This window comes from Neglectibacter sp. X4 (genome assembly GCF_009917365.1).
In the GTDB taxonomy this organism is placed as follows: Bacteria; Bacillota; Clostridia; order Oscillospirales; family Acutalibacteraceae; genus Acutalibacter.
The window spans coordinates 42,891-56,431 of record NZ_QWLE01000014.1 but is presented as its reverse complement, the minus strand read 5'-3'; the positions used below and the strand labels follow the sequence as shown (position 1 = coordinate 56,431).

At 48.9% G+C, this 13,541-nt stretch carries 15 protein-coding genes; 13 read left to right on the top strand and 2 right to left on the bottom strand.

Annotated elements, in window-relative coordinates:
* The first annotated feature begins 88 nt into the window (after positions 1–88).
* Both D1841_RS07730 and D1841_RS07725 read left to right on the top strand, forming a co-directional pair.
* On the top strand, positions 89–892 hold the full coding sequence (locus D1841_RS07730; RefSeq protein ID WP_161879949.1) for a hypothetical protein: 804 nt from the start codon (positions 89–91) through the stop codon (positions 890–892).
* Between the two features lie 917 nt (positions 893–1,809).
* Positions 1,810–2,148, top strand: a complete 339-nt coding sequence (locus tag D1841_RS07725; RefSeq protein WP_160642666.1) for a hypothetical protein — start codon at positions 1,810–1,812, stop codon at positions 2,146–2,148.
* Positions 2,149–2,187: 39 nt separating this feature from the next.
* Here the strand turns inward: D1841_RS07725 and D1841_RS07720 are convergent, their stop codons facing one another.
* Entirely contained in the window at positions 2,188–2,436 is a 249-nt protein-coding gene (locus tag D1841_RS07720; RefSeq protein ID WP_160642667.1) for a helix-turn-helix transcriptional regulator, read from the bottom strand.
* A 344-nt stretch (positions 2,437–2,780) separates the two neighbouring features.
* Between D1841_RS07720 and D1841_RS07715 the strand changes: the two genes are divergently transcribed.
* Together D1841_RS07715 and D1841_RS07710 are read left to right on the top strand one after the other, a co-directional pair.
* Positions 2,781–3,611, top strand: a complete 831-nt coding sequence (locus D1841_RS07715; protein ID WP_160642668.1) for a helix-turn-helix domain-containing protein — start codon at positions 2,781–2,783, stop codon at positions 3,609–3,611.
* 22 nt (positions 3,612–3,633) lie between these two features.
* On the top strand, positions 3,634–4,461 hold the full coding sequence (locus D1841_RS07710) for a phosphoribosylaminoimidazolesuccinocarboxamide synthase (protein WP_160642669.1): 828 nt from the start codon (positions 3,634–3,636) through the stop codon (positions 4,459–4,461).
* 229 nt (positions 4,462–4,690) lie between these two features.
* Here the strand turns inward: D1841_RS07710 and D1841_RS07705 are convergent, their stop codons facing one another.
* Positions 4,691–5,266, bottom strand: a complete 576-nt coding sequence (locus tag D1841_RS07705) for an IS30 family transposase (protein ID WP_161879948.1) — start codon at positions 5,264–5,266, stop codon at positions 4,691–4,693.
* Between the two features lie 224 nt (positions 5,267–5,490).
* On the opposite strand from D1841_RS07705, the gene D1841_RS07700 reads away from it, so the two are divergent.
* From D1841_RS07700 to rplA, 9 genes are all read left to right on the top strand, one after another.
* Positions 5,491–6,606 (top strand): hypothetical protein, encoded by a 1,116-nt coding sequence (locus D1841_RS07700; RefSeq protein WP_160642671.1) that lies wholly within the window; start codon positions 5,491–5,493, stop codon positions 6,604–6,606.
* Between the two features lie 25 nt (positions 6,607–6,631).
* Positions 6,632–7,312 (top strand): ABC transporter ATP-binding protein, encoded by a 681-nt coding sequence (locus D1841_RS07695; RefSeq protein WP_160642672.1) that lies wholly within the window; start codon positions 6,632–6,634, stop codon positions 7,310–7,312.
* A 145-nt stretch (positions 7,313–7,457) separates the two neighbouring features.
* Positions 7,458–9,311, top strand: coding sequence for an FtsX-like permease family protein (locus D1841_RS07690; protein ID WP_160642673.1), 1,854 nt, complete (start codon positions 7,458–7,460; stop codon positions 9,309–9,311).
* Between the two features lie 86 nt (positions 9,312–9,397).
* The gene (locus D1841_RS07685; RefSeq protein ID WP_160642674.1) at positions 9,398–10,405 is read left to right on the top strand and encodes a hypothetical protein; all 1,008 of its coding nucleotides are present in this window, start codon (positions 9,398–9,400) and stop codon (positions 10,403–10,405) included.
* 456 nt (positions 10,406–10,861) lie between these two features.
* Positions 10,862–11,011: a 50S ribosomal protein L33 gene (rpmG, locus tag D1841_RS07680; RefSeq protein ID WP_160578773.1), complete on the top strand. Its 150-nt coding sequence runs from the start codon at positions 10,862–10,864 to the stop codon at positions 11,009–11,011.
* An 11-nt stretch (positions 11,012–11,022) separates the two neighbouring features.
* Positions 11,023–11,283, top strand: coding sequence for a preprotein translocase subunit SecE (secE, locus tag D1841_RS07675; protein WP_160642675.1), 261 nt, complete (start codon positions 11,023–11,025; stop codon positions 11,281–11,283).
* Between the two features lie 23 nt (positions 11,284–11,306).
* Entirely contained in the window at positions 11,307–11,831 is a 525-nt protein-coding gene (gene nusG / locus D1841_RS07670) for a transcription termination/antitermination protein NusG (RefSeq protein ID WP_160642676.1), read from the top strand.
* A 151-nt stretch (positions 11,832–11,982) separates the two neighbouring features.
* On the top strand, positions 11,983–12,408 hold the full coding sequence (gene rplK, locus D1841_RS07665; RefSeq protein WP_160578776.1) for a 50S ribosomal protein L11: 426 nt from the start codon (positions 11,983–11,985) through the stop codon (positions 12,406–12,408).
* A gap of 20 nt (positions 12,409–12,428) precedes the next feature.
* On the top strand, positions 12,429–13,121 hold the full coding sequence (gene rplA / locus D1841_RS07660; protein ID WP_160642677.1) for a 50S ribosomal protein L1: 693 nt from the start codon (positions 12,429–12,431) through the stop codon (positions 13,119–13,121).
* Positions 13,122–13,541: the final 420 nt, after the last annotated feature.

Below are 13,541 nucleotides of genomic sequence, written 5' to 3'. Positions count from 1 at the left end.
CCCAATTCCTTTTGCTCTTTTTTGTGCCCCCTGGCCCTTTGGCGTGCGTCCTTGCGTACTAACTTAATGACATTGGTTAAATTGGAATATGATTTGTGGCAAATTCAATTTTAAAGGTGGCGAGTATCCTTTCGTATTGGATGGAAGAATTCTTACAGTCGTTCGAGCCAAAAATGAATATCTTGGTGGGTTTGATAGTATAGATTCTATTGATTACCTTGAAGGAAGCACGTCAAATAGAAAAATTGTCTTCCTTTATTGCAAAAGACTAGGCGGTGCAATGGCGGCAATACAAGAAAGTATTAGATTCTCTATTCAAATATATGCGACTTATTATGGGTGCGAAGATAGCTATGATAAGTTGGTGTTCCAATCTCCAGCATTAAGAGCTTTTTTCTCGCCGCGTAAAGCCTATAATTTTCAATCCGAACAGTTATATAAAATATCTGGCATATCTCTTAATCAATGGTCTGATATAAATCAGGAGTTTACCTGTACTATTGATGGAGAAAACATTGAATGTATCCTTGAATTCAGCAGTAGGCTTAATCTCAAGTTTGAAGACAATACTCCGCTTTCGATTAATCCCAAATGGTCCATAACATTTAAATCTCCTAAAAAGTCAACTGATATCGGGAAATATTACTTGTATGTACGAGACTTCTTGGTGTTTGCTAATTTTCAAAATGACATCCCAATGGAGGACATTGTTATTTATAAACTAAGGCCAGATGGTCAATATGCTGAATCTGGAAAAGCGGTAATTTTCCAACGTGATTATTTGAATTATAAGCCGAGTTGCAAGAATACTATTACGTTTGATGATCTCGATATAAATATTTTACCCAGATTGTTTTCTTTGGTAGCAGAGAGAAGGACTACAGGTAATTAAAATCCGTACTTTTTTCCAAATGATAGTCAAGACAAGCTAACAATAGATCCCGCTAAATGGCTAATAACTGCAATTAGCTTTGAAGGCGAGTTTAACAATATTTTCTCAAGCTTTAAATCTGAAAAGGATGAGACATTCCGTGCTGTCAAAAATCAATTATTGGATACTATCGAAAAAGCAGTAATGCAATCTGGGTATGGCATAAATAATAAGAGGAATTCATCTTTACGTAGCTTTAAGAATTTAATAAGTCATTATGATGTAACAATTAAGGACAAATTTGCATTTTGTGAAACAGAATTCGCTCCAGAGATGGTTTGTCAGATGGAATAAATTTGCATTGATTCACAATTACCACCCCAGTCAGGTTTTGCTGAAGAATATAGCACTACAAGAAATTGTATCGCCCACGGCTCAATAAAGCAATTGGAGCCTGTCGATTTCGCTACATACCGAATATTAAGGTGTTTTATTTATCTATTAATTATGTCAAAAGCTGGAGTGCCATTAGAAAGTCGAAAGAACATTATCAAAAAGATATTTTAAATCTGATATATGCATATTGAAAGTTCATATACATCCACCGATTTGGCAAAAATATCTTTTTCGTATCCACCTCACATACCAGAGTCATACGAACCCCGCCACAATCTATTTTGTAGGCCCGGCGTTCGTGTTGGCCATGATGTTGCCCACTGAATGAGGCAATTAGAAAAGCACTCGGTAAAAACCGGGTGCTTTTTCTTTTGCATATAGTCCCGAGGCGGGAAGGAGTGAAAAAACTAGGATAGCGGTACACACGCCAATGTTACCCCGCTATCCTCCGATGCCTCAAACAAGGCGGGCCGGGGAAACCTGCCCCCGGCTAACTTGATTTTAACAGAGCAGGAAAGAAAAATCAAGGAGGTAAATCAAAAATGTGCATCGAAAACACAGCGGAGGCCGCTATGGCCACCAAAGACCAGGAGCGTGAAGTCCTTCAGCAGATAAAAGCTATGGTGGACGACCTGGGACCGCGCAGCTACATCGCCACGGCGTTCAGGGGCGTATTCGACATCGCGGAGGAGAACATCGACAACGACTTCTCCGGAAACCCGGTGGAGCAGGCCCAGGATCTGGGAGAGCAGCTGGCCCAGTGCACGGTGCAGGCCGGTCAGCTGGCCGAAGAGCGGGACGAATACAAGGCCCGGGCCGAGGCGGCGGAGGCCCAGATGATTGTCCTGAAAGCCAAATTGTACGACTATATAACGGCCTAAATGAATACGCAAGGGGAACCGAAAACGGTTCCCCTTTACTTATTCCCTGCCGCTTTCCTCCTGTTCAAGCCTGTCCAATTCCAACAGGTTCTCTATCTGGCATCCCAGCACCTGGGCTACCTTGTAGAGCTGATAGACGTTTGGGCTGGTGCGCGACCTCTTGGCCCAGCCCTCTATGGTGCGGATCGGTACCCTGCTCTGCCGCGCCAGCTCCCGCCGGGTGATGCCCTTTTCAATGCAGAGCTTGTCCATCGGGGTCATGTCCTCTTTGTATGTCATACGCCTCATTATGAGAGCCCCTTCTCCATTTTACTCTATTATCCCTCAAATGCGTGGTTTTGTCAAGCCGGCATATGCACCAGGTATCAAGGCGAAAGTTTGTGCGCCTTAGCCTCTTGCAATTACGGCGTTTGCATGGTAATATACAGACACAATCAAACCACGGAGGTAAACAAAATGAACGCGAAACTTCTGCTTTTTTATCCGATGGTTCAAAACCAGCCTTATTCATGGGAGTATTAGGCCGTATACTCCTATTCTACCTCCAGTTGAATCCTTAGCCCATCTCAAAAAACAAGTTATACATGGCTCGCCCCTTTTGTGTTATACTTAACCCGAAAGGGGCGGATTTTATGGGCAATCAAATCGGCAAAAACATACACGCTCTCCGTAAGCAGCAGGGGTTGACCCAAGAGAAACTGGCCGAACAGGTAAGGGTATCCTTTCAGGCTGTTTCCAAGTGGGAAAATGGAAGTTCTTTGCCAGATACTTCTGTTTTGCCGCTGCTGGCCAATGTCCTGCACTGCAGCATTGATCAACTGATGGGCTATGCGGCAGAGCAGAAACGCATTACCGACTATGAAGAACGCTATAAGGCCGATGGCTACTATTGGGGCGTGCAGCCCTCTCCTATGTGTTATGAGATAATGAAGCTTTGTCCTCCCATAAAGCCTCTGCGCCTGCTGGATGTGGCTTGCGGCGAAGGGAAAAACGCGGTGTTCTTTGCCCGCAATGGGTACAGCGTCACCGCTTTTGACGCGGCACGCCTGGGGTTGGACAAGGCAAAACGCCTTGCCGAAAAGGTTCAGGTGGATATCAACTTCTTCCGGGCTGATCTGCGTGATTTCCGGCTGGACAGCCATTTTGATATTGTGTTCTGCTCTGGCTCTCTGCACTACATTTCTCAAGAGCTGCGGCGGGAGATATTGGAAAATTACCAGGCGCACACAACAGATGCCGGGCTTCATGCCCTGAACGTATTTGTGAGGAAGCCCTTCCTCATTACGGAATCCGACCAGCGGGAGGGCCGTTATAAATGGGTGTCCGGTGAGCTTTTCACTTATTACGCCGACTGGCTCATCGTCCACTGCGAGGAGAAAATTTTCGACTGCATGAGCGGCGGTTCCCCGCATAGGCATTGCATGGACACCCTGTACGCTATCAAGCAGACCGCCGTGATCTGAGTATTCGGAAAGGGATGAGCCTATGAAAAAAATTATTTCCGGCAAAGTAAGAGAAGTTTACGAAACGGGAGAAAGCCAACTGGCCATCGTAGCTACGGACAGGATCTCGGCATTCGATGTCATCCTGGACTCCGTTATAAAAGACAAAGGAGTGGCGCTTACGCAGATTAGCAATTTCTGGTTTGATTATACCCGCGCTATTGTGCCAAACCACATCCTTTCAGCTAACCCTGCGGGGCTGCCCCAGCCCTGCCAAAAGCGCACAGTCTTGGTTAAGAAACTGAACATGCTGCCTTACGAATTCATCGTGCGGGGCTATATGTTTGGCAGCTTGTGGAAAGAGTATCAGGCGGCTGGGAGTTATAATGGGAACAAGTATCAACTGGCAGAAAAGCTGTCGGAGCCTGTCCTGACGCCTGCGGCAAAGAACAGCGCGGGGCACGATGAAAATATATCAATGGAAAAGCTGCGGCAGGATTTGGGCCCTGATGAGACAGAAAAAATCTATAAAATCAGCTTTGCTCTTTATGAAACCTGTGCAGCACACGCTTTACAAAAGGGCATCATCCTTGTAGACGCAAAATTCGAGTTTGGGTATGATGGAGATGGTACTCTCACCTTGGGCGATGAAATTTGCACACCGGATTCCAGCCGGTTTTGGGCAGCGGAGGACTACCGGACGGGCATATCGCCAAAGTGCTTTGACAAGCAGTTCGTGCGGGATTGGCTTACAGACAATGGGCTGGATGGAGTAGAGCCTGGGCCAGCGCTGCCGAAGGATATCGTGCACACTACTGAGGGGCTTTATAAGGAATGTTTTCGGCGGCTTACAGGGAAGCAGGAATACTAACTGGGGTTTGTGCTTGTCAAAAATCTTTGCAGGCCGGAAATGTCAAGAGCAAATGCGAAAAAATTTGAAATATTTTTTCAGAGGGCGGCGACGGCGGCACGAAAGACCATTTCAGATGTTTTCCAGCCTAATATTTTACGCGGATAGTTTGCAATCCAGATTTCCACGCGCTTGACTTCTGCGGCGGTTACTTTCCCGAAGTCCGTTCCTTTCGGGAAGTGCCGCCGCTTTATTTTATTTTCGTTTTCATTGCTTCCCCGCTCGTAACTGCTGTATGGCTGGCAATAGTAAACCTTTGTGCTGTGCGCTTTCCCTTCGTCAGTGCGGAAGGTTCCAGCCGTTCCACATCCGCGAATTCCCTGCCGTTGTCAACGGTGATCGTTCGGAAGATCAACCGGAATAGGCGCGAACCGAAACGCCTTTCTATACGGTCAAGGGCGGCAACCACGCTTTCAGCCGTCCGATCTGGCATTAGCTCCATAATGGGAAGACGGCTTTTCCGTTCGGTCAGCACAAGAAGGGTTTTCTTTGAACTCTTCTTTTTTGAATAAACGGTGTCCATTTCCCAATGTCCCACATCTTCCCGCGTGTCCACTTCGGCGGGGCGTTTCTCTATGCTTTCGCCCTTCGGCGCGCGCTTCACTGTTTTAACGGTGTGATATGGCCGCTTGCGTTTCGGCTTTTCCGGCAAGTCCGCGTTCGTCAGGCGAAGGGATACGCCCTTTATTGCGCTGTTCCCGCTGTTCGGCCTTAATATCGTCAATCTTTGCTCGGATTTCTTCCATTTTTCATTACCCTGTTTCATTATACTTTTTTATAAAACGAAAACGGAGATAGCTTTTTTAGGTTTTTCTATTGACAAAAAGCATTCACTGGTAGTAAAATTTGTGTAAAATTATTGTTTGCCCATCCCGGAGGAATATCATGTTTGCGCTAACTGAAGTTTGGCGGGATTTATACCGCAATAAAGGGAAAAGTTTTCTGGTTTTTTTATTTGGGATTCTAGTGATTTTTTGTATCGCGTTTTACATGGGGAACATCCAAAACAATGAGGCTATACTGCGGAACCTTTCGCAAACGATACCAGTAACCGTGCAGGTGGTCGGCACGAATGGGAATCGGCAGGCGGGGCTGGAAATCGATCAGAAGCATATAGAGGCCCTGCTTTCCGGGGGCATCAGTGACTCCCTCTACACCATGCTTGCGGGCGGGAACATAGATGAAAAGAACCAGAAGCAGCCTATTCAATATTGCGACACCTCTATGATAGGGATTAACGACAGCAGCCTGCTCTCCCCTCTTATACGGGAACAGATATCCTACGCCCAGGGGTGGGATGAGAGCTTGTTTTCCGGCGATCAGCCTGCCTGCGTTATCAGCACGGATTACGCCTCCCGCCACCGCATTTCCCTGGGCGGTACGATAGAATTTCCTCTGTATGTCTGGGAATATGAGGAGGATGACATGCATTTTCGCTTTGTAGAGGTTGGAAAGGCCAGTCTGGTCGTAGCGGGTACTTATGTCTCCAGCGAAGTTGCTGCGGGCAATGCCAGCGATGTGGCAGTTCCGGCCCGCTGGCTTCAGTCTTTTTTGCAGGACGCTGGCTTGGATTATACGTATGCGTCCTTTCAGGGGACAGTGGCTGACCCTTTACAGCTTAACGAATGGAAGGCCGGGATGAAAAAAGCGGGCTTTCAGGAGGTTGATCCCGACTCCTTCAAAGAGCGGGAGGGCAATGCGCTGGAAGTCAACGACAGGCTGTTTATAGAAACCGCAGACAGGATACAGGAGAATATCCGTATTTTCCGGTGGTTTCAGGCCCCGTTTTTATCTCTTATAGTTTTATTGATTGTTTTCGTTCTGTTTCTGGTGCTGCGCAGCTCCCGCAGGGAAATCGCGATTGCCCTGTCTCTGGGACGGCCCGGCTTTCTATGCGCCCTGCGCTGCTTTTTGGAAAACGCCCTGCTGATGCTTTTGGGCTGTGTTGTCACCCTGCCTGTACTGCTGGCGGCAACCAGCCTGGGCCTGGGCGATATCCTTGTGATGGAGGGCATCTTTTTAGTCTGCGCTTTTCTCAGTATTATCATTGCCCTGGCGTTCCTGTTCAGCATGAACGTCTTAGAATTGTTAACAAAGATCGATTGAGAATGGAAAGGGAGGAAGTACCGTTATGGAAATGCTCTCTGCAAAGAATGTGGACTATATCTACCAAAGCAAATATCAAAAAGTCCAGGCGTTGAAAGACGTGTCGTGTTCCTTTGAAGCGGGAACATTTTATGCTATAATTGGTCATTCCGGCAGCGGGAAAACAACCCTGCTCTCTGTGCTTGCCGGCTTGGGAACGCCTGTGAGAGGTTCCGTTTATGTGGGGGAAACGCCCCTTGACGAGATTGGACAGGAACGCCATCGGCGGGAGAACGTCTCCCTTATTTATCAGGGATTCCATCTTTTCCCCACTCTTACCGTTTTGGAAAACGTGATGTACCCCATGCAGATTGTAAAGCGTTCCCAAAAAGAGGCCGCCGCACGGGCTAGGGAATTGCTGGCAAGCGTTGGTCTGAAGAAAGAACAGGAAAAGAAGTTTCCGGCGATGCTCAGCGGCGGAGAGCAGCAGCGGGTGGCAATCGCGCGGGCGCTATCCTCCTCGGCAAAAGTGATTTTGGCGGATGAGCCTACAGGCAATCTGGACACAGAGAATGGGAAGGTGGTTATCGGCCTGCTCAAGCAGTTGGTAGCAGAAAAAAATTATTGTGTAATTGTAGTTACACACGATTTGGACATTGCCGCGCAGGCAGATGTGGTTTACCGAATGACAGACGGAAAGCTGGACAGAGAGGAAAGAGCTGTATGAAACCTTTAGTTTTTTTGTATAAGACACCTTTTAGATACTGTTTTTCAAGTCCTTTCTGAAAGCTTTGTAAAAACGATATGCTTTTTATATGGAATAGGGACAGTCCCATCGTAAAGATGGGACTGCCCTGCAATAGGAGGAAATTATGGGAAACAGTATCAAGCAGCTTTTCAGGACTCCGTTTAAGCTGGTTTTATTCCTGATCCTGCTGGCGGCGGGCACAGCGCTGCTGATGGTCGGCGCGGCCCTGTGGATGAAGTCGGCTCAGCAGTTGAAAAAGATGGAAGAAATTTTTACCACTATCGGCACGGTGACGCAAAAGGAAACTCAAACCGCCACATACGACCAGTGGGATGCCGCGCTGCAGGAGTATGTTCACTGGACATATCCTGCCTATGATACCGTCCTGCCGGAGAGCGTCCTGGAGTTTGAGGGGGCGGAGTATCTGAAAGGCCCGGAAAAGCGCCCATACTATGGCGCTCTTTTGCAGGACTGCGAGAGAACCCCCATCAATGCGGAAGAATACAATTTTTATCTTATTATTGAGTTCAGCCCGGTGGAAGACTGTATTCCCACCCAGCCTGTGCTGGTAGACATTAAAAAAGTCCTGTGGGGAGACGCCCGCGGCAGCAAGACCCTTTGGTTCTGCGACCATTTCACAGAGAACCCGGCCCCTTTAGAAGCTGGAAAAACATATATTGCCGGACTGCAGTATCAAGCTAACACCCACCCGGATGTGCAGATACCCTCGGGACTGGAGTTCACGCCCTGGCTCCGGCCTGAATCTACCCAGACGGATGGGCAGGGCGTCAGACTGGACAGCGACATGAATATGCCGGATGGGGTGCGCTGGGAAGAAGTGACGGACGGCTTCTATGAAACAGCGAGAGGAAAGGGCTGGCTGAGCCTTGTAGAACGGCAGGCACTTTTTGAAGATATCCTCCCCGTACTGCCTACTGAAAGCTGTTCCCTCCTGCCATCCTTCCATAAGAGGGAAGCGACCGTGTCTGCGGGGCGGGAAATCTCAGAAGAGGAGTTTCAAAGCGGGGCTTTGGCCTGCATGGTGCCGGAGGACTTTGCAAAGCACAACAGCTTGGAAGTGGGGGACAGCCTTCAACTGCCGCTGTTTTTCGCAAACTATAGGACAAGCCCCGGCTTCACCTTTGGTTATAACTTTGGCGCTATTGATTTCTCACTTGCCAATACCCAGGGGGATGTATACCCGGTCTTTTGGGACGCGGCCTATGAAATTGTTGGGATTTACCGCTATCAGGGACCCAATCCCGATCAGGCGCACATAAGCGAGCTGGGAAGGGATACGGTAATTATCCCCTCAAAATCCGTGCAGGCGTCCGATGAGCAGAATATTGCCGATTTCGGCCCCATGCTTGCCTATACCACCTCTTTTCAGATCCCCAATGGTTCGGTTGCCGCTTTTGACAGTGCCTTTCAAAAATCGGGGGCAGGCGAGTTTCTGGAAATCAGCTATGATGACAACGGTTATGAACAGATTGCGGAAAATCTGCGGCAGACAGGCAGCATAGCGGCCTTGCTGTGCATGGCCGGGATGCTTTCGGCCATGATCATCATCCTTCTGCTCCTGTACTTCTTTATTGTGAAACAGAAAAAAAGAACGGCTATCGAGCGCGGCTTGGGCATGAGCCGCCGTCAGTGCCGCGTTTCCCTCATTGGCGGCATAATGGGGCTGGCTGTTGTGGCGGTGGTGCTGGGAAGCGGGGTTGGCCTGCTTGCCGCAAACCAGATGGAATCTCTGGGAAATGAGCAGGAGTCTGCCTACAGTACGGAATTCAGTTCCTGGGTGACGGAAGAGGCAAACGGAGATTTAGCCTCCCGATTAGCCACAGAAGGCGCGGCGCTGCCCTTAGCGGCGGGAATTTCCGCCTTTTTGCTGCTGTTTACCCTTACATTGTCGGTGATTTTGGTAAACCGGAATCTCAAAACGGAGCCTATCCTCCTGCTGAGCCAGCGGGAGGAATAGCAGGCGGGGCAGCCCAACATGACTTATCTATCTGATAAAGTTGAAAGTATGTTTTAATTTTATCAACTATAACAGTAAGGCGGGATATGGTGCCGATAAAAATTTGCGTGATCGATGATAGGATTGACTGGGAAGTACTGCATAAGCTTGTGCCATACTATCAAAAGCGCTTCTCTGTAAAAGAACTGGAAGGAAACGGCGGCAATAAGGGAACGCCATCATCTTCTTTTCCCCTGCGGGTTACTCACGGGACTTTATGTACGGCGCTTTTGATTGAAAGCTTGCATAAAAAAGGAACTTTGGAACAAGTTGTGATTTCCGGTTTAATGATGAATCATGGATATAGTAACCATTCACTTCCTACATTGATTCGTGCATTGCAATACTGTATCACAGAAAAATATGATATCATATCTACGAGTCTGCGAATGTATCATTTGCTGTATGCCAGGCAGATGCTGCCATTACTGCATCAACTCCAAAGCAGTGCTGTTTTAGTAGCCGCCGCATCTAATGATTTAAAACTAACATATCCAGCGGCATTTCCCTGCGTTCTTGGGGTGAAGCGCCAGGTTTGCAAAAGCAATGTGTCGCAGAAGCTGATTAGGCTTGTCCATAATCCCATTGACGGGATTGAAGTGGCTGCGGCTTATACAGAAACCTCTGTCTTAAAAACTCTTAGAGACGAATACAATTTAAACTATGAAACTTCTAACAGTATTTTGGTTCCACAGATAAGTGCAGAAATTGCATATATTCTGGCACAAAATCAACGGCTTCTCCCGAAAGAAAATATACTTGCATTATTCGATGCGCAGACTGTAGAAGCAGAAAAATTTGGCGAAGCGGCAGACAATCTTCGTACAGCATCCAGTGATAATATTATTCCAATATTGCTTTTCCGATACGCAGATCAAGACTATGACTATATAATGCTGCTAGGGAAACGGCTTCAGAATCAATTTGAATGTGGAGGATATACCTGCACTATCTTATATGATCTCTTTAGCCAGTCGGATTTTGAAGCCGGGTGGTACCAACTGTCAAAAAGTGACGTGAATAATTGCATACCTTTTTGCCAGCGGGCAGGATAAACAGATTTATCCAAAACACAGGGTAAAAGCCTTGCTTTTTGGGGGAAATAGTGGTAAAATTATACAAACAAAAAGTTTTCAGATTGGATTGCTAAAAAGTATACATTTCAAAATATTTTCACATGGTTTTATATTATCATAGCTGTTGAATCCGCTGCTTTTTCAGAGTGGGGAATCGCGGAATACAAGCTGCGTGGGCTGCTTTTCCAAGCGCTCCCGCCAGACTTTTACGATATTCCCATCCGCCGCGGGTTTACTGCAACGGGGGCAGACGCCTGCCGCCGCACGCCCGCCCAAAAGAAAAAGTTGACAAGCCCCAACAAGATGTGGTATACTGGGAGCACCTCGAAAAGAGGCTTTATTTGTGTTGCCTGGAAATGCAGGCGGCTGGCCCTTTTTGGAGGGAGGCTGGGGGAGACCCCAAATTTATTTCCGTAAAACGGGAGGTGCCGACAAATGCGCGTGAAGATCACACTGGCCTGCACAGAGTGCAAGCAGAGGAACTATCTCACCAAGAAGAACAAGAAGAATGACCCCGACAGACTGGAAATGAATAAGTATTGCAGGTTCTGCCGGAAACACACCCTGCACAGGGAAACAAGATAAGGGGTGTCAGCATGGCGGATAACGCAAAAAAGACCGAAAAGAAGCCTGAGAAAAAGGAAAACCCCTTTGTGCGCTTTTTTAAGCGCATCGCAAAGTTCTTTAAGGATTGCAAGGGCGAAATGAAAAAAATTGTCTGGCCCACGCCCAAGGCCGTTTTCAAGAACACGGGGGTGGTGCTGGTCACCATCATTGTGCTGGGGCTGTTTGTGTTTGCCTTGGATACTGTGTTCATGAACCTTCTGGGCCTTGTCATGGACGTGGCCAAGGGCTGAGATGGCTGCATCGGAGGTAACACATGGCAGAGGAAGCAAAATGGTATGTGGTACACACCTACTCCGGCTATGAGAACAAGGTGGCCTCGAACCTGGAAAAAACGGTGGAGAACCGCCAACTGCAGGAGTTGATTCAAGAGATCCGTGTGCCCACCGAAAAGGTCACTGAAATCACGGACGCCGGCAAGCGCAAGGAAGTGGAGCGCAAGATTTTCCCCGGCTATGTGATTGTGAAAATGGTTATGACAGACGAATCCTGGTATGCCGTGCGCAACATCCGCGGCTGCACAGGCTTTGTCGGCCCCTCCTCCAAGCCCATCCCCCTGACGGAGGACGAAGTCGCCCGGCTGGGGATAGAGAACCGGGAGTTTGAAATCAGCTACCAGGTGGGGGATTCGGTAAACATCGTAGACGGCCCCCTGGAGGGCTTCATCGGCACAGTGGAGGAATTGGACGTGGAGAAGAACCGCGTCCGGGTGACGGTTTCCATGTTCGGCAGGGACACCCCTGTGGAGCTGGAGCTGGATCAGGCGGAGCCTGTGGGCTAAGCGCCGGAAGTCACCGGAAAGAAAGGTTTTTGTTTGATTTGCTCTGTATTGGGCAGGAAGCTGCCCAGTGGGAGATACAGGCGGATTTTTAAGCGGAATACCGCAGCCGCCTGGGTCGTCCGAACCACAACGGAAAGGAAGAGATCAGAAAATGGCACAGAAAGTTACGGGCTTTATAAAGCTCCAGATCCCCGCCGGCAAAGCAACCCCGGCCCCCCCTGTCGGCCCTGCCCTTGGCCAGCATGGCGTGAACATCATGGCGTTTACAAAGGAATTCAACGAGCGCACCAAGAACGACGTGGGCCTGATTATCCCTGTGGTAATCACCGTATACGCCGACCGCTCCTTCACCTTCATCACCAAGACCCCTCCCGCCGCTGTCCTCATCAAGAAGGCCTGCGGCATTGAGTCCGCCTCCGGCGAGCCTAACAAAAAGAAGGTTGCCAAAATCACCCGGGAGCAGGTGCAGAAGATTGCCGAGCAGAAGATGCCCGACCTGAACGCCGGCTCTGTCGAGGCCGCTATGAGCATGATCGCAGGCACTGCCCGCAGCATGGGCATCGAAGTTGTAGACTAAGGGGCAGGGGGTATAGACGAATGAAACACGGTAAGAAATATAGAGAGGGCGCAAAGCTCATTGACCGCCAGAAGTTGTATGAGGTAAACGAAGCCCTTGATTTGGCTGTAAAGACCGGCACCGCCAAGTTTGACGAGACGGTAGAGCTGCATGTGAAGCTGGGCGTTGACGGCCGCCATGCAGACCAGCAGGTGCGCGGCGCCATCGTGCTGCCCAATGGCACCGGCAAAAACGTGCGGGTGCTGGTTATCTGCAAGCCTGAGAAGATTGAGGACGCTCAGAACGCTGGCGCGGACTTTGTAGGCTCTGAGGAAATGGTGCAGAAGATCCAGGGCGAAGGCTGGATGGATTTTGACGTGCTGATTACCACCCCGGACATGATGGGCATGGTAGGCCGTCTGGGCAAGCTCTTAGGCCCCCGGGGCCTGATGCCCAACCCCAAGGCCGGCACTGTGACCCCCGACGTGGCACGTGCTGTCCAGGAAGCCAAGGCTGGTAAAATCGAGTACCGCTTGGACAAGACCAACATCATCCACTGCCCCATCGGCAAGGTTTCCTTTGGCGTGGAGAAGCTTTCTGAAAACTTCAACACCCTGATGGACGCCATTGTGAAGGCAAAGCCCTCCGCCGCTAAAGGCCAGTATGTGCGCTCCTGCGTGGTAAGCGCCACCATGGGCCCTGGCGTGAAGATTAGCCCTGCCAAGTTTATCTAAAAAGAATATTGCAAAGTGAAAGGGGATCCTGCGGGATTCCCTTTTTTGTTTTCAGGAGGCAGCGCTGGTTTTCCCTTCCATCCAAAATTGCATAAAATTAGAGGAGAATCTTCGTGCAGAAAGCAGGTAGACTTTTCCAGCTTATACGAGTAAAATAAGAATGAATCGTAAATTGAATGTATACAGGATTTGCCTGCGGATATTACAAAAAGGTGACAAGCCGCCAGATCTGGTGTTTGGCCTTGCAAAGAGGGCGGATCCATAGTATAATACATGTAAAGGCAGGACTGGGCGACTTTGGAATATTCCAAAGTTAAGCGGGAGGCCTCCCGCTTAATCATACACTTGGCGGCGAAAGGTGGTTTTTCGGGCCGCCCGGGGTTGATTTTTCCCGGTAGATGGTGTAGTATTATGGATGGA

Excerpts from the sequence above, each read along its gene's own strand:
- D1841_RS07730 (WP_161879949.1), top strand. The coding sequence starts at position 89 with ATGATTTGTGGCAAATTCAATTTTAAAGGTGGCGAGTATCCTTTCGTA.
- D1841_RS07725 (WP_160642666.1), top strand. The coding sequence starts at position 1,810 with ATGTGCATCGAAAACACAGCGGAGGCCGCTATGGCCACCAAAGACCAG.
- D1841_RS07720 (WP_160642667.1), bottom strand. The coding sequence starts at position 2,436 with ATGAGGCGTATGACATACAAAGAGGACATGACCCCGATGGACAAGCTC.
- D1841_RS07715 (WP_160642668.1), top strand. The coding sequence starts at position 2,781 with ATGGGCAATCAAATCGGCAAAAACATACACGCTCTCCGTAAGCAGCAG.
- D1841_RS07710 (WP_160642669.1), top strand. The coding sequence starts at position 3,634 with ATGAAAAAAATTATTTCCGGCAAAGTAAGAGAAGTTTACGAAACGGGA.
- D1841_RS07705 (WP_161879948.1), bottom strand. The coding sequence starts at position 5,266 with ATGAAACAGGGTAATGAAAAATGGAAGAAATCCGAGCAAAGATTGACG.
- D1841_RS07700 (WP_160642671.1), top strand. The coding sequence starts at position 5,491 with ATGGGGAACATCCAAAACAATGAGGCTATACTGCGGAACCTTTCGCAA.
- D1841_RS07695 (WP_160642672.1), top strand. The coding sequence starts at position 6,632 with ATGGAAATGCTCTCTGCAAAGAATGTGGACTATATCTACCAAAGCAAA.
- D1841_RS07690 (WP_160642673.1), top strand. The coding sequence starts at position 7,458 with ATGGGAAACAGTATCAAGCAGCTTTTCAGGACTCCGTTTAAGCTGGTT.
- D1841_RS07685 (WP_160642674.1), top strand. The coding sequence starts at position 9,398 with ATGGTGCCGATAAAAATTTGCGTGATCGATGATAGGATTGACTGGGAA.
- rpmG (WP_160578773.1), top strand. The coding sequence starts at position 10,862 with ATGCGCGTGAAGATCACACTGGCCTGCACAGAGTGCAAGCAGAGGAAC.
- secE (WP_160642675.1), top strand. The coding sequence starts at position 11,023 with ATGGCGGATAACGCAAAAAAGACCGAAAAGAAGCCTGAGAAAAAGGAA.
- nusG (WP_160642676.1), top strand. The coding sequence starts at position 11,307 with ATGGCAGAGGAAGCAAAATGGTATGTGGTACACACCTACTCCGGCTAT.
- rplK (WP_160578776.1), top strand. The coding sequence starts at position 11,983 with ATGGCACAGAAAGTTACGGGCTTTATAAAGCTCCAGATCCCCGCCGGC.
- rplA (WP_160642677.1), top strand. The coding sequence starts at position 12,429 with ATGAAACACGGTAAGAAATATAGAGAGGGCGCAAAGCTCATTGACCGC.